This window comes from Methylobacterium sp. NEAU K (assembly GCF_030700285.1).
Taxonomy (GTDB): Bacteria; Pseudomonadota; Alphaproteobacteria; order Rhizobiales; family Beijerinckiaceae; genus Methylobacterium.
The window spans coordinates 1-18,205 of record NZ_JAUYZJ010000011.1 but is presented as its reverse complement, the minus strand read 5'-3'; the positions used below and the strand labels follow the sequence as shown (position 1 = coordinate 18,205).

Here is an 18,205-nt window from a genome sequence, read left to right as displayed (position 1 = left end):
CAAGCCCTGCCGTGAACACCCTCTGCTTGCGCCTCTGCGCGCCGCTCGCCCTCCTCCCGCTCGCCCTCGCCCTCGCCCTCGCCAGCCCGGCCGCGGCCGCCCCGTCCGAGGGCGCGACCGAGACTGTCGAGCAGGCGCTGTGCCGCCTGATCGACGAATCCGCCAAGGCCCGCGGGCTGCCGGTGCCGTTCCTGACCCGGCTGATCTGGCGCGAGAGCAGCTTTCGCGTGGGCGTCGTCAGTCCGGCGGGGGCGCAGGGCGTGGCTCAGTTCATGCCCGGCACGGCGCGGGAGCGTGGGCTCCTCGACCCGTTCGACCCCGAACAGGCGATCCCGCACGCCGCCCACCTGCTGGCGGACCTGAAGACGCAGTTCGGCAATCTCGGGCTCGCCGCGGCCGCCTATAACGGCGGCGCGGCGCGGGTCAGCAAGTGGCTCGCCGGGGATGGCGGCCTGCCCGCCGAGACCCGCGCCTACGTCGCCGCCATCACCGGGGCGCCGGCCGAGGATTGGCGCGGCGGTCCCGCGGCGGCGATCGAGTATCCCGAGGGCGGGGCGCCCGAGAGGAAGGACGCGAAGGGCGAGGCCAAGTCCGACGCGAAGTCCGACGCGAAGTCCGACGCGAAGTCCGAGGCCAAGGGCGATCCCAAGGGCGATCCCAAGGGCGCCGCCAAGCCGGAGGCGCCGCGGACCTGCATGCAGGTCACCGCCAGCCTGCGCATCCCGTCCCGCGGCGACCGCTTCGCGCTGGGCCCGAACGAGGGACCCGCGGCGCCCTGGGGCATCCAGCTCGCCGGCAACTTTTCCAAGGCGCTGGCACTCCAGAGCTTCAACCGCGCCCGAGCCGCCTATGCCGGGGTGATCGGCGAGGCCCGGCCCATGATCATCGGGACGCGCCTGCGCAACCGCGGCACCCGCGCCTTCTACCGGATCCGGCTCCCGGCCCAGAGCCGGCAGGCCGCCGACGACCTGTGCGGGCGCATCCGGAAGGTCGGGGGCGCCTGCATCGTGCTGCGGACCTGATTTTTTCCGGCCGGCCCCGCTTCCGTCATCAATCCGCCCCGAGCGGAGCGCCGTATGCGCCGATCGGGGCAACCGGACGGGATATGACACGCCTACTCACCGCGCTTGCAAGCCTGCTCTGCCTCGGTCTCGCGGCATTCGGCTTCAGCGCCGCCTCGCCGCTGGCCCTGTTCGACGCGATCGGCCCGCGGGATCCCGGCGGCCGCCTCGCGGCGCGGGACGAGCCGTTCGGCGAGGGGCCGCGGCGCCGGCTCGACGTGTATGTTCCCACCGTGGCGGCGGAGCGCGCGCCGGTCCTGGTATTCTTCTACGGCGGCTCCTGGCAGAGCGGCTCCAAGGACGATTATGCCTTCGTTGGGCACGCGCTCGCCGCGCAGGGCTTCGTCACGGTGCTGCCCGACTACCGTCTCTACCCGGAGGCGCCCTTCCCGGGGTTCCTGGAGGACGGGGCCGCGGCCCTGGCCTGGGTGCGGGACAACATCGCGGCCTATGGCGGTGACCCCCGCCGCATCGTCCTGGCCGGCCATTCGGCCGGGGCCTACAACGCCGTGATGCTCGGCCTCGACCCGCGCTACGTGACCGCGGCCGGCGTCGACCCCAAGGTGATCAAGGCGGTGGCGGGCCTGTCCGGCCCTTACGACTTCCTGCCGCTCGACCAGGACACCACCCTCAAGGTGTTCGGGAAGGCCCTGGACCTGGCCGCGACGCAGCCGGTGGCCTTCGCCGGCCCGCTCTCGCCGCCCACCTTCCTGGCGACCGGCGACGCCGACACCGTGGTGCGGCCGAGGCACACGGTCAGTCTCGCCGCGAAGCTGCGCGCCGCGCACGTGCCCGTGCAGGAGCGGCTCTATGCCGGGCTCGACCACAAGGACACGCTGCTCGCCCTCTCGGTGACATTCCGCTCCAAGGCTCCTGAACTCGCCGAGATGGCCTCGTTCCTGATGCGGCAGGCGGCGGGGCGGTCGCAATACACGATGCGGCGGTGATCGGACTGCACCGGCGTCACGGCCGCTTGCCCGCGCGGCGAGACCGGTTTCCGGCGCCCGTTTGCGTTCCACCCGAACACCGGCGCCGGCATTCCAGCACCGGCACAGGGGAGCACAATCCCGGGGCAGTGCTCCGGTGAGGCGCGGATCAGGCGCCACTTCGACCTGGACGGCCTAGGGCTCGAAGCGGGAGCGCCGGTAGAAATCGAGCGCTGCCGGGTGGTCCAGCGTACAGGTATGCAACCAGAGCCGCTCGATAGGGCGGGACCAAGGCCGGCCGATTGCCGCGTTCACCAGCGCGCGGCCAATCCCCTGGCCGATCGCGCCCGAGGTGAGGCCGAAGTCGGCGAGTTCGCCGGTGCCCGGCTGGCGAACATCCAGTTCCAGGAGACCCACGTTCGCCTCGGCGTGGCGAAGAGCGGGGCTGTCGACCCCGAGGCTCATCGAGGCGGTGGGATTGGACGACGGCAGGAGACACCGTCGTGCCTCCTGCGCCGCAGCGACGGCTTGTCAGATCTCGATGCAGATTTTGCCGAAATGGCGGTTGCTCTCCTGGTGCCGGAACGCCTCCACGAGGTTCGCCAGGGGGTAGCGGCTGTCGACGACGGGCCGCAATCCGCATGCCTCGATGCCGCGGACCATCTCGATCTGATGGCGCCGGCTGCCGACCAGCACGCCCTGGAGCCGGATCTGGCGGATGAGCGCCGGGACCAGCGGGAGGGGGCCTGCCACGCCCGTGAGGATGCCGATGACCGAGATGTGGCCGCCGACCCGCACGGCGGCCATCGACTGCTCCAGCGTCGCCGGGCCGCCGACATCGAGCACGTGATCGACGCCGAGTCCGTCCGTCAGGCCACGGGCCGTCTCGCCCCAGGCCGGATCGGCGCGGTAGTTGACGACGTGGTCGGCGCCGAGCCCGCGCAGGCGGTCGAGCTTCTCGTCGCTGGACGAAGTGGCGATCACCGTCGCACCCGCGGCCTTGGCGAATTGCAGCGCGAACAGCGACACGCCGCCGGTGCCCTGCACGAGCACGACATCACCGCTCTTGAGGCCGGCATCCGCGTGTAGGGCGCGCCACGCGGTCAGCGCGGCCGTCGTCAGCGTGGCCGCCTCGGCGTGGTCCCAGCCCCGGGGGGCATGGGTGAAGGCCGTCGCCGGCGCCGTGATGCGTTCGCGGGCGTAGCCGTCGATGCCGTCGCCAGGCACGGTCGCGAACCCCTCGACCTGCGGCGCGCCCTCCAGCCACGTCGGAAAGAACGTGCTGACGACCCGATCACCGACCGCGAAGAGGTTCGCGCCCGGGCCCACCGCCTCGACCTCGCCCGCGCCGTCGGACATCGGCACCCGCGGCTCGCTCGGACCCCACATACCGCTGACCACGGCGTAGTCGTGATAGTTGAGCGAGCTCGCACGCAGGCGCACGGTGATCTCGCCGGGCCCGGGCTCCGGCACGGGGCGCTCGCCGAAGCCCACCTTGTCGAAGCCGCCGCCCGGCTGGACGATGACGGCTCGGGATGCCGATAGGGTCATGGTGCACCTCTTCGTTGCGTCGGGCATGGCGCACCGGCTCCGCACGGCGTTGCGCGATCGGCGCCGGTGCCGCGATGGTGGCGGGCCTGGTGTGTCGCGTCGAGATCGCTCCCGTCCGGACTGGAGCCGACCTCGCCTCCGACCGCTTTTAACCGCCTCGACCAACGGCGTCTGCAGTCGCAAAGCCGCCGCGTCGGCTGCAGGCCGGAGGGCCTGGACTCCTGCCGCCGTCCCGATCGCCGACTGACGACCGCCCGCGGGCCGGTCACCGGTTCGGCGACCGTGCTAAGGTTATCGGCAGATGATCGGGTGCAACGGCCGATTGAGCCATCGTCCCAGGGCCGTGCGCCGCTAGAATGGGCGGAGCCGCAACACGCGGCCCTCGCGGTGGAACGGCATGGCTTCGGCGGACGCGGCGATCGAGATCCCGGCCGAGAAGGCGCGGCACGGCGTCGCCGGGCGCGACCTGCCGGACGTCCTGCGGGTGCTCCTGAACGGGGCCGTGTTCGTCCTCCTCTGGAACCACGTCTGGTTCGAGGACCTGTCCGACCGGTCCTCGCTCGCGGCTTCCGAGGGAGGCAGCCTGCTCACCCAGGTGCTCTTCGCCATCGCGGGCCTCGGGATGGCCGCGGCGATCCACCGGATCGGCTTTCGCCATCTGCGCCCGCTCGCCACGCGCTCCCTGACCTTGTGCGCCCTCTGGCTCGGGATCACCGCCCTCCTGTCGATCGAGCCGAGCCTGTCGCTGCGACGGCTGGCCCTGTTCGCCATCGCGGCGATGCTCTCGGCCGGCGTGCTGATCGTGGCCCGGTCCCCGCGGCAGCTGGCGCTGACCATGGCCGGAGCCGCGTTGGTGATCCTGGTCTCGTCCTACCTGGCGGTCGCCCTGGTGCCGAACCTCGCGATCCACTCGGCCTTCGACGTGAATTCCGACCCGAGCCATCCGGGCCTGTGGCGGGGCATCTTCCCGCACAAGAACGAGGCCGGCGCCGCCATGGTGATCCTGGTGATCGTCGGCCTCTACGTCGCCGCCGCGGCGAGCCGGGTGCTCGGCTGGGGCATCGTGCTGCTGGCCCTCGGCTTCCTGGTGGCGAGCGGCTCCAAGACCGCGATCCTGCTGCTGCCGGTGATCCTCGCCGTTACCGGCCTCTGCCGCATCCTGGCCGGCGGAGGCCTGCGGGCGCTGCTGCTGCTCGGCCCCATCGTCGGGTTCTCGCTGGTCTCGATCGGCTCCGTCCTGGTCCCGGCGATCCAGGACGCGGTCGGCGCGCTCCTGACCGACGCGACCTTCACGGGGCGCAGCGAGATCTGGCAATTCGCCATCGACAACATCCTGATCCGCCCGTGGCGCGGCTGGGGGATCGGCGCGTTCTGGATGACCGAGCGCACCATGTATGCCGGCTCCGAGGAGCTGACCTGGGTCAACACCGCCGACCACGCGCACAACGCCTATCTCGACACGGCCCTGATCGGCGGCTTCCCGTTCCTCGTGCTGACCGTGGCGGCGTTCGTGATCGGGCCGGTGCGCGACCTCCAGCGCGTGGCCGGCGGAACGAGGCTCGACGCGGAGACGCTGCTGTTCCTGCGCCTGTGGTTCCTCGGCCTCGTCTCGGCCTCGTTCGAGACGGTGCTGTACAACGGCAACAACGCCACCTGCTGCATGTTCATGATGGCGGTGTTCGGCCTGCGCCTGCGGACGCGCTACGCCATCGCGGCCGGCTGAGGCGGCCCAGAGGCCGGACCCCGTCGCCGGCCCCGGCCGGGGTCAATCGGGCAGTGCGAAGACCAGCAGCGCGTCGCCGGTCCCGAACCCGGCCGCCTTGGTGTAGGAGGCGCCCCCCGCCGCCACCGCGACGTATTGCTTGCCGTCGAGCGCGTAGGTCATCGCCGGCCCGCTGATGCCGGCCCCGCACTGGAAGCGCCACAGCACCGTGCCGGTGCGCGCGTCGTGCGCGTCGAGATGCCCGTCCTCCTCGCCGGAGAAGACGAGGCCGCCGGCGGTCGCCAGCGTGCCGCCCGAGAGCCGGCTCCCCGAGCGGACCGACCAGGCGATCTTGCCCCCGTCGGCGAGGTCGACGGCGGTGAGCGTGCTGAACGACGGCTCGCCCTTGGCGTCGCTGGTCTCGGTGTAGCGGATCTCCGGGCGCCCCGCGGCGGCCGGCACGGTCTTGACCGTGTAGGTCGTCGCTCCGTGACGGACCTGCACGTAGGCGAGCCGCCCGTCATAGGCGGTGGGCGGCCACGACACGGCGCCGAGCGGCCCGGGGGCGACCACGGTGCCCTGCGGGGTCGGTGGCGCGAACAGGTTCTTCTGGTCGAGGAGGGGCGCCGAGCGTTCGAGCAGCTTTCCCGTCGCGCGGTCGTGGACGTAGATCCAGCCGGTCTTGCTCGCCGAGGCCACGGCCTTCGCGCCGTTCGGCCCGTCGAGCAGGAACGGCGGCGCGGCGACGTCGTAGCCCCATTCGTCGTGCGGCACCTGTTGGGAATACCAGCGCAGCCGGCCGGTGCGCACGTCGAGGGCCACGAGGCACATCGTGTAGAGGTTGTCCCCCGGCCGCGACAGGCCGAAATTCTGCGGCGCCGGATTGCCGGTCCCGAGGAAGATCAGGCCGAGATCCGGATCGTAGGCCGGCGTCATCCAGAGCGAGCCGCCGCCCACCCGCCAGGCGTCGCGATGGTCCGGCGCCGCAGCCTTCTCGGCGGCGATGTCGCGATGGAGCGGCGTGCCGTCCGCCGTGGCTCCGACGAAGCCGCCCTCCCAGCCCTCGGACGGTGTGACGTACCAGCGCCACCGCTCCGCCCCGGTCTTGGCGTCGTAGGCCGCGAGCCAGCCGCGCCGTCCGTAGCCGCCCTCGATCCCCACGACGGCACCGCCGTCGAGGCCGCCCTCGGCATCCTCGACGTGCAGGCCGTAGCCGGCGCCTGTCACGCCGACGATCACCAGCCCCTCGGCCACCAGAGGCGGCATCTTGAAGCCGAGCCGGCTCGACCCCTGCACCGCCTTGCCGCCGAGCTTGCCGGCCAGCCCCGACGCGGTCTCGCTCTCGCCCTCCTCCGGGCGCACCGCCTCCTGGTCCCAGACCATCCGGCCGGTCTTGGCGTCGAGGGCGATCAGCCGCCCGTCCATGGTCGCCTCGAACACCAGGCCGTCCGACACGGCGAGACCGCGGTTGGAGGGCGGCCCGAAGATCTTTTCGGTCCGCGGCGTGTGGGTATAGGTCCAGAGCGGCTTTCCGGTGCGCGCGTCGAGCGCCGCGACGTTGTTCTGCGTCGTGGAGACGTAGAGCGCACCGTCGACCATTACGGGCTGCGCCTGGAAGTAGCCCGTCACGCCGGTCTGGAACATCCAGGCGGGCCGCAGCCGGGCGACGCTGTCGCGGTCGATCTGTGCGAGGTCGGAAAAGTTGCGGTTGCTGTGGTCGTGACCGAAGGCCGGCCAGGGGGTCTCTGCGGCGATGGCTGCTCTGGGCAGCGCAAGCCCCGCGAGGCAGGCCAGGGCAGCGGCACCAATCGATCGCGGCAAGGCTGTTCTCCTGTGGGGCGTCTGGCGCGCCGGTATCCGTGCAAAGTGGGCGGCACTGGCAGGCATGGGCGCCTGCCGACCTTCAACGCCGCTCGGCGCGATCGAGCTGCGCCGGCGTCGCCTGCGCGCCCATGGCCCGCGCCAAGTCGGCGGCGCTCTGGCCGGAGGCGTCGCGGCGGTCCGGGTCGGCGCCGTGCGCGAGCAGCAGATCGACCATCTCGGTGCGGTCGAACATCGCCGCGGTCATCAGGGCGGTGCGCGAGCCGTCGCCGACCCCGTCCACCGCGGCCCCGTGCCGGAGCAGAAGCCGGGCGATCCCGAGCTCGTTCTTGAAGGCGGCGCCGGCGAGCGGCGTCTGGCCGCGGTCGTTGGCGAGTCCCGGGTCGCCGCCGGCCTCAAGGATCACCCGGGTCGCGTCCTCCTGGCCGTTATAGGCCGCGAGCATCAGCAGGCTGTCGCCCTTGTCGTTGCGCAGGTTGGCCGGAAGTCCCTGGGCGAACAGCTCGGCCAGCTCCTCCGCGTGGCCCATGCGGGCGTACTGGAAGACCCGGGCCGCGAAGGCAAGGGTCTCGTCGTCGAGGCCGGGGGGCGTGTTCGTCTCGGGGGCCATCGCGTGCTCGCCTGCTTCAACCACGGGCAGATCTGGGCCGGGACGGCACCCGCGTCCAGCGCCGCCCGGAACGCTTTCGGCGGGATGGTCGTTGCAGGGGCCACCCGGGCCGTGAAGGCTCGACGCCGCCGGAGCGACGATGCCGCGCCCCTATGAGCCCTTCGCCGATGCCCTCCGGATCGCGCGCGAGATCGTCCGCGAACGGGCCGGTGCCGTCGCCCGGGCGGCCGTCCAGGGCGATCATCACGGCTACGACGAGGCCTGCCACGCCCTCGTGGTCCGGATCGCGCAGGCCATCGTCGATGAGGGCGAGGCCTCGGCGATGCGCCCCGGGAGACGGGACATCGAGGCCGCCTGACGGCCCCGGTGCGCCGATCACCCGCGCTTCCGGCCGCCCCCACCCTTGTATTTCGGCTTCTGGCCACCGAGCCCCTGCGTCGAGCGCGGCTTGGGCCGCTCCTGCCACGGCACGGCGCCCGCCGGCATCTCGCGGTCGGTGCCGGGGCCCATATTGTCGAGGTCCGGCTTGGAGATGCGGGTCGTCCCATTGCCCCGGGGCGCCTTGCGGCCGTACTTGCCGGCCTCGCGCTCCACATCCCCCTGCCGGGCCATCGGGTCGTCCGAGACCAGCAGCTCCGTGGCCTGAAGCCGCTTGAGCTCGTCGCGCAGGCGCGCCGCCTCCTCAAAGTCGAGATCCGCGGCAGCTGCCCGCATCCGCTTCTCCAGGTCGGCCATAACCGCCTTGAGGTTGTGCCCCACCGTGATCGCATCCTTGGCCAGGCCGGTGTCGACCTGGACGTGGTCGCGCTCGTAGACGCTGTTCAGGATGTCGCTGATCCCGCGCTTCACGCTCTGGGGCGTGATGCCGTGCTCTTCGTTGTAGGCGAGCTGCTTGGTGCGCCGCCGCTCGGTTTCGGCCATCGCCCGCTCCATCGAGCCGGTGATGGAATCGGCGTACAGGATGCAGCGCGCGTCGGCGTTCCGGGCCGCCCGGCCGATGGTCTGGACCAGGGAGGTCTCGGAGCGCAGGAAGCCCTCCTTGTCGGCGTCCAGGATCGCCACAAGGGCGCATTCCGGGATGTCGAGGCCCTCGCGCAGCAGGTTGATGCCGATCAGCACGTCGAAGGCGCCGAGCCGCAGGTCGCGGATGATCTCGATGCGCTCCAGCGTGTCGATGTCCGAGTGCATGTAGCGCACCCGCACGCCGTTCTCGTGCAGGTACTCGGTGAGGTCCTCGGCCATGCGCTTGGTGAGCGTGGTCACCAGCGTGCGGTAGCCGGCCTGGGAGACCGCCTTCACCTCGCCCAGCAGGTCGTCGACCTGTGCCCGGGCCGGGCGCACCTCGATGACCGGGTCGACGAGCCCGGTCGGTCGGATCACCTGCTCGGCGAAGACGCCGCCGGTGCGCTCCATCTCCCACTTGCCCGGGGTGGCCGAGACGTGGACGGTCTGGGGGCGCATCGCGTCCCATTCCTCGAAGCGCAGCGGGCGGTTGTCGAGGCAGGACGGCAGCCGGAAGCCGTATTCGGCGAGCGTCGCCTTGCGGCGGAAGTCGCCCCGGTACATGCCGCCGATCTGGGGCACGGTGACGTGGCTCTCGTCGGTGAACACCAGGGCGTTGTCGGGCAGGTACTCGAACAGGGTCGGGGGCGGTTCGCCGGGTTTCCGGCCGGTGAGGTAGCGCGAATAGTTCTCGATGCCGTTGCAGGCGCCGGTGGCCTCGATCATCTCGATGTCGAAGGTGCAGCGCTGGTCGATGCGCTGCGCCTCGATCAGCCGGCCCATCTTGGTGAGTTCCTCGATCCGGCCGTTCAGCTCGTGCTTGATCCCCTTGATCGCCTGCTGAAGCGTCGGACGCGGCGTGACATAGTGGGAGTTCGCGTAGACCTTCACGAACTTCAGCTCGGCGATCTTCTTGCCGGTCAGCGGGTCGAACTCGACGATCGACTCGACCTCGTCGCCGAACATCCCGATCCGCCAGCCGCGGTCCTCCAGGTGGGCCGGCCACAGCTCGATGGAATCGCCCCGCACCCGGAAGGTGCCGCGGGCGAAATCCGACTGGATGCGCTTGTACTGGAGGGCCACCAGATCGGCCACGAGCTGGCGCTGCTCGATCTTCTCGCCCAGACTCACGGTGAACGACATCGCCGTGTAGGTCTCGACCGAGCCGATGCCGTAGATGCACGACACCGAGGCGACGATGATCACGTCGTCCCGCTCCAGCAGCGCACGGGTCGCGGAGTGGCGCATCCGGTCGATCTGCTCGTTAATCGACGATTCCTTCTCGATGAATGTGTCGGAGCGCGGGACGTAGGCCTCGGGCTGGTAGTAGTCGTAGTACGAGACGAAGTACTCGACCGCGTTGTCGGGGAAGAACGCCTTGAATTCGCCGTAGAGCTGCGCCGCCAGGGTCTTGTTGGGCGCGAGGATCAGCGCCGGGCGCTGGGTCTCCTCGATGATCTTGGCCATCGTGAAGGTCTTGCCCGACCCCGTGACGCCCAGCAGGACCTGATCGCGCTCCCGGGCGTTCACGCCCGCGACCAGTTCGGCGATGGCGGTGGGCTGGTCGCCGGCCGGCTCGAACTCGGATTTCAGGGTGAACCGGAGGCCACCCTCGGACTTCTGCGGCCGCTCGGGCCGGTGCGGGGTCCAGGTCTGCCCGTCCTTGAACAGCGGGTTGCCCTCGGTGAGCAGCTGTTCCAGCGCCTTCACGGTCGCCGACGCGCCGCCGTCGCCGCCCGGATCCGGCAGGTCCGCGCCCTCGGGCGCCGGTCCGTCCTCCGGCGGCGTCAGCCCGAGCGCCTGGGCGAGGCGCGGATCGACATCCGCCGCATCGCCCAGCGCGTAGCCGGCCTGTGGCGCCTCCGCGAAGCCGTCGCGGGCGATCGCCGCCCGGCGGGTGGCGGCCTTCTTGGGTTTGCCCGGCCGCGGCGGCGCTTCGGACTGTGGTTCGAGCGGGGTCGGCCGGTTGCGGTTCAGCGCCGGGTTCAGCAGCGCCGCCAGATAGGTGTCGAGGGGTTTCAATTCGGGCTTCGACGCCTTGGCGGACGAGGCCGAGACGGAAGCGGCGCGCGGTTTCTTCGAAGCGGGCATGAGAACAATATGGGCCCGGCACGCGCCGCGAGAAACCCTGTCCGCCGCGGCGTTTTTCATCTTCCGTGGCGTTGCGGCGCCGAGGGCCGGGCCGATCCGCCCGCGGACCCGCATCGGGCGCCTCCATCCCGAGGTCTCGGACCCGGACCGGGCGCTCGCCTTCCGGGGCGGCATCCGCGGCCTCATCCCGCGCTCGGCCAGCGCGCGACCGACGGGGCCTCGCGGATGGTCAAGGCGCCGTTCGATCTCGACGACCATCGGCGGCTGGACGGGCAATTACCACACTTAGGTAGAATTCACCGTGCATTGGCCTCGACCAATCGGCCCGATGCTGAGAAAATTGGGCATCTGGACGCAGCGAATTGACTTGCGACGGCCGAGACCAGCCGGTACTTTGCAGTGCAAAGCATGATGCAGCGCGGGGGCTGACGCACATGCAGGATCTGGACAAGGCGCTGGCCGACATCGTGGCGATCCGTTCGCAGATCGCCCGCGACACGGCCTTTCGCGGACTGGGCGCGGCCACCGTCGCGGCGACCGGCGGTTTGGCGCTGGCCTGCGCGGCGGGACAGGCTCTCTGGCTCGGCGATCCGGCCGCGCGGCCGGGGCTGTTCTTCGCCTTGTGGGTGGCGGCCGCCCTGGTCGCCTTCGCGCTGATCGGCGTCGAGGCGGTGCGGCGGAGCCGGCGGCTCCATTCCGGCCTCGCGGACGCGATGGTGTGGAACGCGATCGAGGTGTTCCTGCCGGCCGCCGGGACCGGCGCCTGCCTCGCCCTGGTCATCGCCCGCTTCGCGCCCGGCGAAGTCTGGATGCTGCCGGGTCTCTGGCAGGTTCTGGTCGGGCTCGGCCTGTTCGCCTCGGCGCGCATCCTGCCGCGCGCGGTCCAGGGTGTCGGCGCATGGTATCTGCTCACGGGGCTCGCCGTTCTGGCGATCGCCGCCGGGTCGCACGCCCTCTCCCCCTGGACCATGGGCCTGCCCTTCCTGGTCGGCCAGGGATGGCTGGCCGGTATCATCCATCGTGGCGCCCGGGCCTTCGATGACGACCTCTGACCGCACCGACGGGCGCTTCTCCTACGAGGGGCTGGACCGGATCATCCACGAGCGCGCGCGGCTGAGCGTGCTGACCTCCCTGGTGGCGCACCCGAAAGGGCTGCCCTTCCCCGATCTCAAGCGCCTGTGCGGGCTCACGGACGGCAACCTGAGCCGCCACCTCGCCGTGCTCAGCGAGGCCGAGCTGGTGAGTCTCGAGAAGGGCTTCGCCCACAACCGGTCACAGACCGTGTGCCGCATGACGGCGACCGGGCGCCAACGCTTCATCGGCTATCTCGGCGTGCTCGAACAGGTCGTGCGCGATGCCGCGGTGGCCGCCGGGCGAAGTCCCGAGGCCGGATTGCGCGGCCTCGATCCGGCCACGAAACCGGCCTGAGAACGCCGGATCGCGCAGAGATTCTCAACACAATCCGATTAAACCTCAGCGATACGCCCATGTCGGGAGACTTTACGATGCAAAGCGAAGCGGGGCCGGGGGCGCTGCACGCCGCGATCATCATGGACGGCAACGGGCGTTGGGCCACGCAGCGCGGTCTGCCGCGCCTGGCCGGGCACCATCGCGGCGTGGAGGCAATCCGGCGCACCGCCGAGGCCTGCCCGGATCTCGGCATCGGCACGCTCACGCTCTACGCGTTCTCGGCCGACAACTGGCAGAGGCCGGCCGACGAGGTCGGCGGCCTGATGCGGCTGCTGCGCTCCTACCTGCGCAACGAGACCCAGCGGCTCGCCCGCACCGGAACCCGGCTCAGCGTCGTGGGCCGCCGCGACCGGCTGCCCAACGGCATACCCGAGGCGATCGCGCAGGCCGAGGCGGCCACCGCCTCGGGCGGCCGGCTGCACCTGCGCATCTGCGTCGACTACTCCGCTCGCGACGCGATCATCGCGGCGGCGCAGCGCCTCCAGGGCGGCGAGGCCACGCGCGAGAGCTTCGGCGAGCTGGTGGCCGGCACGATGCACGGCTCGCCGGTAGACGTCGACCTGCTGATCCGCACCGGCGGCGAGCAGCGGCTGTCGGATTTCATGCTGTGGGAGGCGGCCTATGCCGAACTCCACTTCACCGACCGGATGTGGCCCGAATTCGGCCCCGACGACCTCGCCGCGGCGGTCGCCGAGTTCGCCCGCCGGGAGCGCCGCTTTGGCGGCCTCAAGACGGCGGCCGTGCCTGCCGCGGCCTGACGGCTTGACGGGCGCGCCGCGGCGCGCAGAGGGTCGCCCGCATGACCGAGACCCTCGCCCGCCGCCGCGTCCTCCTCGTCATCGGCGGCGGCATCGCGGCCTACAAGGCCCTCGACCTGATCCGGCGCCTGCGCGAGCGCGGTGCCAGCGTCTGCCCGGTGCTGACGGCGGGCGCCCAGGAATTCGTCACGCCCCTGGCCGCGGCTGCGCTCGCCGGCGAGCGCGCGCATACCGACCTGTTCGACCGGGCCGAGGAGGCCGATATCGGCCACATCAAGCTGGCGCGCCAGGCGGACGCCGTGGTGGTGGCGCCCGCCACCGCCAACCTCATGGCGCGTATGGCCGGCGGCCACGCGGACGATCTCGCGACCACGGTCCTGCTGGCGACCACCCTGCCGATCCTGATCGCCCCGGCCATGAACGTGCGCATGTGGGCGCATCCGGCCACACGCCGCAACCGCGCCACCCTGGAGGGCGACGGCGTGTGCTTCGTCGGACCGAACGCCGGCCGGATGGCCGAGCCCGAATCCGGCCCCGGCCGCATGGCCGAGCCCAACGAGATCGCCGACGCCCTGGAACGGATGCTGGCGCAGGCCGGCGACGCGCGCCCGGGCCTCGGCTTCCTGGCGGGGCGGGCGGAGGCGCAGCCGCGCCCGCTCGCCGGCCGGCGCGTGCTCGTGACCTCCGGGCCGACCCATGAGCCGATCGATCCGGTGCGCTACATCGCCAACCGCTCGTCCGGCCGCCAGGGCCACGCCATCGCGGCCGCCGCCGCGCAGGCCGGCGCCGCCGTGACCCTGGTCTCCGGCCCGGTGGCGATCCCCGACCCTGCCGGCGTCGCCGTAGTCCGGGTCGAGACCGCGCGCGAGATGCTCGCCGCCGTCGAGGCGGCGCTCCCGGCCGACATCGCGGTCTTCGCGGCCGCGGTGGCCGATTGGCGCCCGCAGAGCGAGGCCGGCACGAAGAAGATCAAGAAGGACGGCAGCGGCCCGGCGCCGCTGCCCCTCGTCGAGAATCCGGACATCCTCGCCACGGTCTCGCGCATGAACCCGGGACGCCCGGCCCTGGTCGTCGGCTTCGCCGCGGAAACCGACACGGTGCTCGACCACGCGCGGGCGAAGATCGCCCGCAAGGGCTGCGACCTGATCGTGGCCAACGACGTGTCGGCCGAGGGCGGCGTCATGGGGGGCTCCGACAACGCGGTCCACCTGATCCACCGCGACGGCGCCGAGGAGTCGTGGCCGCGCCTCGGCAAAGACGAGGTCGCGCGGCGCCTCGTGGCGCATCTGGCCGAGTTGCTGGACAGCTGAAGCCTCTAGATTCCGGGCGCGATATCGGGGCCGTCCCGGGCAGGCGCGTGTCCGGCCCGCAGGGCCGCTGACGCGAGACGACGCGGGTCGCGGCCCGGGAGCCGACGAGCCGAGCGGCTTCGGTCGCGCGGCTGCGCGCCTCCGTCCGATCGGCCACGACCCAACAGCGGCGGACGCGACCGGCTCGATCCATGTCGCTCGTCGACAGAGCCGATTCTCCCGAGCGGCCCGACCGCCGGCGGGTCGCGATATTCCGGTCACGAAATCGGATCGCGCAATTTTAAAATCATTAAATTCTCATAGAGATAATTAAAATGATCGAATATTTCGGGTAAATACTTGCAAAAACAATCAACAAGCTTCCGAATGCACGCTGAAATGGGATTTATATATCGATATAAATAGAAATAGAGCTACATACGAATTTAGAAAAAAGGATATACGGTTGCAAAGGCGCATATTTTGGGCCTTGTTGGCAGGGATTGTCGGAACAAATTTCGACGTCTGGGCTAAAACGACCATGTCGAACAGAATTATTCAACGCGCGGCATCAGTTTTGCTGATCGTATACGGATCTTCAGTTTCGGAAATAGCGATTGCGCGGCCTTTATCGCCGATCGATGGGGACGAATCGCCGCTCGTGACCAGTCCGGACGCGCCGCAGCGGCTGCCCCTTGAGCGGCCCTCGACGCCTGCGGCGGGCACGCGTCCCGCCGAGGGCTCGGCGGACACCCGCAGCGTGCCGCCGCAATTCGGAGTTTTCGGCAATCTGGGTGGCATCCGCGACGTGCTGTGGGCGCACGGCATCCGGCTCAACATGGATTACGCCTACCAGCCCGCGACCAACGTGGCCGGCGGCGATCGGACCCTCGTGCGCGGCGCCGGCCAGTTTGCCGCGCGCGGCCTGTTCGACTTCCAGCGCTTGCTCGGTCTGGAAGGCGGATCCGGCGGCATCACCTTCACCCACCGGGAAGGCCGCGACGTGACGCTGGATGCGCATCTCGGCACGCAGACGAGTGTCGAAGAAGTTTTCGGGCGGGGCCGTATCTGGCGGTTGAGCCAATTCTGGTACGATCAGAAACTCAGTCCGTGGATCGACCTGAAATTCGGCCGCCTGCCGACCGGTGACGACTTTGCGGGGTTCTCCTGCGAGTTCCAGATGAACGCGCTGTGCGCCATGCCGACCGGCAAGATTGCCGGGAGCTACCTTTACAACTTCCCGGTCAGCCAATGGGCGACCCGCCTCCGCCTCGGTACGGCAGACTCGGGTTACCTGCAGATCGGGGCGTATCAGGTCAATCCGGACAATCTCGCCGACGGCCTCAGCTTCGATTTCAGCCGGGGGACGGGCGCACTCATCCTCTCGGAAGCGGCCTGGTTCCCGAAATTCGGAAGCCTAAGCCTCGCGGGTAGCTACAGGGTCGGTGGATGGTACGAGACCGGCGGTGGAAACGATGTCTATCTGAACACGCGCTGGCTTCCCCTCGCCGCGTACCGAGGGCAGCCGCTGCATCGCGGCGACCGACACGGCATCTATTTCGTCGGCGTCCAGGAGGTCTACCGTCCGGACCCTTCGAACACCACGCGCAACGTCGCGGCCTTCGTTCGGGCCGTGGCCGGTGATGAGGAGACATCCACGTATTCGGCCCAGGTGACGAGCGGATTCATCTACAAGGGCTGGTGTGCGGAGCGCCCGAACGACTGGATCGGTTTGGGCCTCGGTCAGACCACGCCCAACCCCAGGGCCGTCGACGCCATCGCGATGAGCAACCTCTTCAATCGGTCGAACAAGAGATCCCCGACCCAGGAGCGCTTTGTCGAGGCCTTCTATAGTATAGATGTTGCTGAAAACATCATAATCAGGCCAAACATTCAATATATTACGCGTCGAGGAAGCCCGGAGGCGAAGCCCGATGTCGTGGTCCTGGGCTTGAAGTCGCTGATCAATTTCTAGGGCATGATGCGGAACGACACGTCCCGCTTCTCCGCCTCGTCCGATTCCACAGCGGTCGAGGCTGCGGATGCTTCCATGCATGAACGGTGGTCGGCGCGCGGGGTTTCCGACAGGCCCGCCCCGCGGCGTCGCCCATCCGCTCGGCCCGCATCTCGCGCTCCGGCCGAGCCGGTGGCCGCCCCTGCGAGACTCGCGCATGCCGAGAGGACTCGGCCGCTGCCCCGTCCGTATGTGCGCGAAGCAAGATTGTCTGAGCGAGGCGATCCGAATTGCACCTCTCGGCAACGATAAAGAAAAGCTGGACCATCGTTGTACTTCCGCTGAAATAGGTCGAGACATTTCTGCTGAAAAAATTCGATATAAAAATCTTGATTTTCAAATTTTATACAGATATTTTATTTGATCATTCCATATAGTAAGTCAGATTTATATTTTATATCAATTATCATATGTCTTGAAAAATTTGTTTGCATACATGATATCGTTTGTTTATGGCCGCTGGAGACGAGGAATGTTTCGCGTACGGAGTTTGTCGATCCGATCAACGATGTGCCTCGTGCTCTTCGTCCTGGGTCTCATCATTTTGACCTATGCGACGGGTGCTCTCATCGCGGTACGGACGCAGGCGGCACAATCGCAGACCGTCATCACCCTGGTGCAGGCAAGCCGCGCGTTGCTCCAAACCCTGTACATGACGCGGCTTGAGCGGGGGTCCACCTTGCAGTTCCTCGCCGCTGACGAGCCCATGGACGGCGAAACCCTGTCGTCGCTCTACGGGGACCGGCAGCGGGTGATCACCGGCATGACCGAGGCCATGGCGCTGGTGAGCGGCCTCGACCTGCCGGCCGTCAAGGCGACGCTCGGCCGGTTTCAGGCGGCTCGCGAACGCGTCGACCCTCTCCGCCCGCGGATCGACGCGGCTCTGCGTGTTCCCAGGACGCAGCGCGACGCCGCGGTGACCGACGAGGCGCGGACGGCGTTCCAGGCTTTGCTGGACACCCTTATCGCGACGACCGACGCGGTCGATGCCGCGATCCCCCGATCCGACGCGATCCTCGAGCGCGGCCTGGCCCTGAAGCGGGCGGCCTGGGCCGCGCGCATGGCGAGCGGAGCCGTCGCGCTGCGGGTGCAAACATCCCTGTCGGCCGGGACTTTCTGGTCGCCGGCCGAGACCGTGGCTGCCGCTGAAGAACGCGGGCGGGTCGACGCCACGTGGAAGGCCGCCACGGAGGCCGCTCTCGACGTTTCGGACAAGGTTCGGGTCGCCTTCGAACGAGCCCAAGCCAACAATTTCGAGGGGGTGCCCCTCGCCCGACGCTTGGCCGTTGCGACGGCCCTGAGCCGGCATGAGCCTCCAGAGATTACGCTTCAGCAGGCGCGTAAATTCGACACGCCCGAACAGGGCACCCTCGTGGATCTCGCCTTCGTCTGCCTCGACGAGATGATCGAGCGCGCCGAAGCCTTGGCCCATGAGGCCCGCAGCATGCTGGTCCGCAATGCTGCGGCCCTGCTGGTCTCCGTGCTGCTTGTCGGCCTCGGCCTGTTCGCCCTGTTCCGCTTCGTGTTGCGTCCGATCCGGACGATGACGGCGACGATGCAGGCGCTGGCGGCGGGAGATGCATCCGTCGAGCTGCCACAGCGCGAATTTCGCAACGAGATCGGCGCGATGGCGGCGGCGGTCCAGGTGTTCAAGGACAACCTGATCCGGAGCCGCCAACTCGAGGACGAAGCGGCACAGGCGCGGCTGGCCGTCGAGGAGCAGCGCAGGGCCGGCATGCGCCGGATGGCCGAGGGCTTCGAGGCCGCGGTCGGCGGCATCATCGGGTCGGTCTCGGCCTCGGCCACCGAACTGCAGGCCACCGCGCAGACCATGACCGCCACCGCCACCCAGACCGCCAGCCAGTCGACCACGGTCGCGGCCGCCGCCGAGGAAGCGGCTTCCAACGTCG

The 18,205-nt window shown here is 69.8% G+C and carries 15 protein-coding genes; 10 read left to right on the top strand and 5 right to left on the bottom strand.

Annotation, left to right across the window (positions count from 1 at the left end; translation table 11 throughout):
* Positions 1 to 11: 11 nt before the first annotated feature.
* Positions 12 to 1,022 (top strand): lytic transglycosylase domain-containing protein, encoded by a 1,011-nt coding sequence (locus tag Q8W67_RS11025; RefSeq protein WP_305545151.1) that lies wholly within the window; start codon positions 12 to 14, stop codon positions 1,020 to 1,022.
* Positions 1,023 to 1,105: 83 nt separating this feature from the next.
* A complete protein-coding gene (locus Q8W67_RS11020) occupies positions 1,106 to 2,008 on the top strand; it encodes an alpha/beta hydrolase (RefSeq protein WP_305545148.1) in 903 nt (300 codons plus the stop codon).
* A 174-nt stretch (positions 2,009 to 2,182) separates the two neighbouring features.
* Here Q8W67_RS11020 and Q8W67_RS11015 read toward each other — a convergent pair whose 3' ends face one another.
* Complete coding sequence (locus Q8W67_RS11015) at positions 2,183 to 2,452, bottom strand: N-acetyltransferase (RefSeq protein WP_305545145.1); 270 nt, start codon at positions 2,450 to 2,452, stop codon at positions 2,183 to 2,185.
* A gap of 66 nt (positions 2,453 to 2,518) precedes the next feature.
* Entirely contained in the window at positions 2,519 to 3,538 is a 1,020-nt protein-coding gene (locus Q8W67_RS11010) for an NAD(P)-dependent alcohol dehydrogenase (protein ID WP_305545143.1), read from the bottom strand.
* A 397-nt stretch (positions 3,539 to 3,935) separates the two neighbouring features.
* Here Q8W67_RS11010 and Q8W67_RS11005 point away from each other — a divergent pair, with 397 nt between their 5' ends.
* Positions 3,936 to 5,261, top strand: a complete 1,326-nt coding sequence (locus Q8W67_RS11005; RefSeq protein ID WP_305545140.1) for an O-antigen ligase — start codon at positions 3,936 to 3,938, stop codon at positions 5,259 to 5,261.
* 42 nt (positions 5,262 to 5,303) lie between these two features.
* Here Q8W67_RS11005 and Q8W67_RS11000 read toward each other — a convergent pair whose 3' ends face one another.
* Together Q8W67_RS11000 and Q8W67_RS10995 are read right to left on the bottom strand one after the other, a co-directional pair.
* Complete coding sequence (locus tag Q8W67_RS11000; protein ID WP_370693857.1) at positions 5,304 to 7,061, bottom strand: pyrroloquinoline quinone-dependent dehydrogenase; 1,758 nt, start codon at positions 7,059 to 7,061, stop codon at positions 5,304 to 5,306.
* An 82-nt stretch (positions 7,062 to 7,143) separates the two neighbouring features.
* Complete coding sequence (locus Q8W67_RS10995; RefSeq protein WP_305545137.1) at positions 7,144 to 7,671, bottom strand: ankyrin repeat domain-containing protein; 528 nt, start codon at positions 7,669 to 7,671, stop codon at positions 7,144 to 7,146.
* A 139-nt stretch (positions 7,672 to 7,810) separates the two neighbouring features.
* On the opposite strand from Q8W67_RS10995, the gene Q8W67_RS10990 reads away from it, so the two are divergent.
* Positions 7,811 to 8,029 (top strand): hypothetical protein, encoded by a 219-nt coding sequence (locus Q8W67_RS10990; protein ID WP_305545135.1) that lies wholly within the window; start codon positions 7,811 to 7,813, stop codon positions 8,027 to 8,029.
* 17 nt (positions 8,030 to 8,046) lie between these two features.
* Here the strand turns inward: Q8W67_RS10990 and uvrB are convergent, their stop codons facing one another.
* Positions 8,047 to 10,764, bottom strand: coding sequence for an excinuclease ABC subunit UvrB (gene uvrB / locus Q8W67_RS10985; RefSeq protein ID WP_305545133.1), 2,718 nt, complete (start codon positions 10,762 to 10,764; stop codon positions 8,047 to 8,049).
* Between the two features lie 434 nt (positions 10,765 to 11,198).
* Between uvrB and Q8W67_RS10980 the strand changes: the two genes are divergently transcribed.
* The 6 genes from Q8W67_RS10980 to Q8W67_RS10955 form a co-directional block, all read left to right on the top strand.
* The gene (locus tag Q8W67_RS10980) at positions 11,199 to 11,816 is read left to right on the top strand and encodes a hypothetical protein (protein WP_305545130.1); all 618 of its coding nucleotides are present in this window, start codon (positions 11,199 to 11,201) and stop codon (positions 11,814 to 11,816) included.
* A complete protein-coding gene (locus Q8W67_RS10975; protein ID WP_305545127.1) occupies positions 11,803 to 12,192 on the top strand; it encodes a transcriptional regulator in 390 nt (129 codons plus the stop codon). Before Q8W67_RS10980 ends, Q8W67_RS10975 begins: the two co-directional genes overlap by 14 nt.
* A gap of 77 nt (positions 12,193 to 12,269) precedes the next feature.
* The gene (locus Q8W67_RS10970) at positions 12,270 to 12,992 is read left to right on the top strand and encodes a di-trans,poly-cis-decaprenylcistransferase (protein WP_305545125.1); all 723 of its coding nucleotides are present in this window, start codon (positions 12,270 to 12,272) and stop codon (positions 12,990 to 12,992) included.
* A gap of 41 nt (positions 12,993 to 13,033) precedes the next feature.
* Positions 13,034 to 14,302, top strand: coding sequence for a bifunctional phosphopantothenoylcysteine decarboxylase/phosphopantothenate--cysteine ligase CoaBC (coaBC, locus tag Q8W67_RS10965; protein WP_305545122.1), 1,269 nt, complete (start codon positions 13,034 to 13,036; stop codon positions 14,300 to 14,302).
* Between the two features lie 445 nt (positions 14,303 to 14,747).
* Positions 14,748 to 16,256, top strand: coding sequence for a carbohydrate porin (locus Q8W67_RS10960; protein WP_305545119.1), 1,509 nt, complete (start codon positions 14,748 to 14,750; stop codon positions 16,254 to 16,256).
* A gap of 547 nt (positions 16,257 to 16,803) precedes the next feature.
* Positions 16,804 to 18,205 (top strand): HAMP domain-containing protein (locus Q8W67_RS10955; RefSeq protein WP_305545116.1); only part of this gene is annotated, 1,402 nt, incomplete at its 3' end.

What these genes read in the sequence shown, in the direction of transcription:
- Q8W67_RS11010 (WP_305545143.1), bottom strand. Translation starts at nt 3,538, where the DNA reads ATGACCCTATCGGCATCCCGAGCCGTCATCGTCCAGCCGGGCGGCGGC.
- Q8W67_RS10990 (WP_305545135.1), top strand. Translation starts at nt 7,811, where the DNA reads ATGCCGCGCCCCTATGAGCCCTTCGCCGATGCCCTCCGGATCGCGCGC.
- Q8W67_RS11020 (WP_305545148.1), top strand. Translation starts at nt 1,106, where the DNA reads ATGACACGCCTACTCACCGCGCTTGCAAGCCTGCTCTGCCTCGGTCTC.
- Q8W67_RS10970 (WP_305545125.1), top strand. Translation starts at nt 12,270, where the DNA reads ATGCAAAGCGAAGCGGGGCCGGGGGCGCTGCACGCCGCGATCATCATG.
- Q8W67_RS11005 (WP_305545140.1), top strand. Translation starts at nt 3,936, where the DNA reads ATGGCTTCGGCGGACGCGGCGATCGAGATCCCGGCCGAGAAGGCGCGG.
- coaBC (WP_305545122.1), top strand. Translation starts at nt 13,034, where the DNA reads ATGACCGAGACCCTCGCCCGCCGCCGCGTCCTCCTCGTCATCGGCGGC.
- Q8W67_RS11015 (WP_305545145.1), bottom strand. Translation starts at nt 2,452, where the DNA reads ATGAGCCTCGGGGTCGACAGCCCCGCTCTTCGCCACGCCGAGGCGAAC.
- Q8W67_RS10975 (WP_305545127.1), top strand. Translation starts at nt 11,803, where the DNA reads ATGACGACCTCTGACCGCACCGACGGGCGCTTCTCCTACGAGGGGCTG.
- uvrB (WP_305545133.1), bottom strand. Translation starts at nt 10,764, where the DNA reads ATGCCCGCTTCGAAGAAACCGCGCGCCGCTTCCGTCTCGGCCTCGTCC.
- Q8W67_RS10995 (WP_305545137.1), bottom strand. Translation starts at nt 7,671, where the DNA reads ATGGCCCCCGAGACGAACACGCCCCCCGGCCTCGACGACGAGACCCTT.
- Q8W67_RS10980 (WP_305545130.1), top strand. Translation starts at nt 11,199, where the DNA reads ATGCAGGATCTGGACAAGGCGCTGGCCGACATCGTGGCGATCCGTTCG.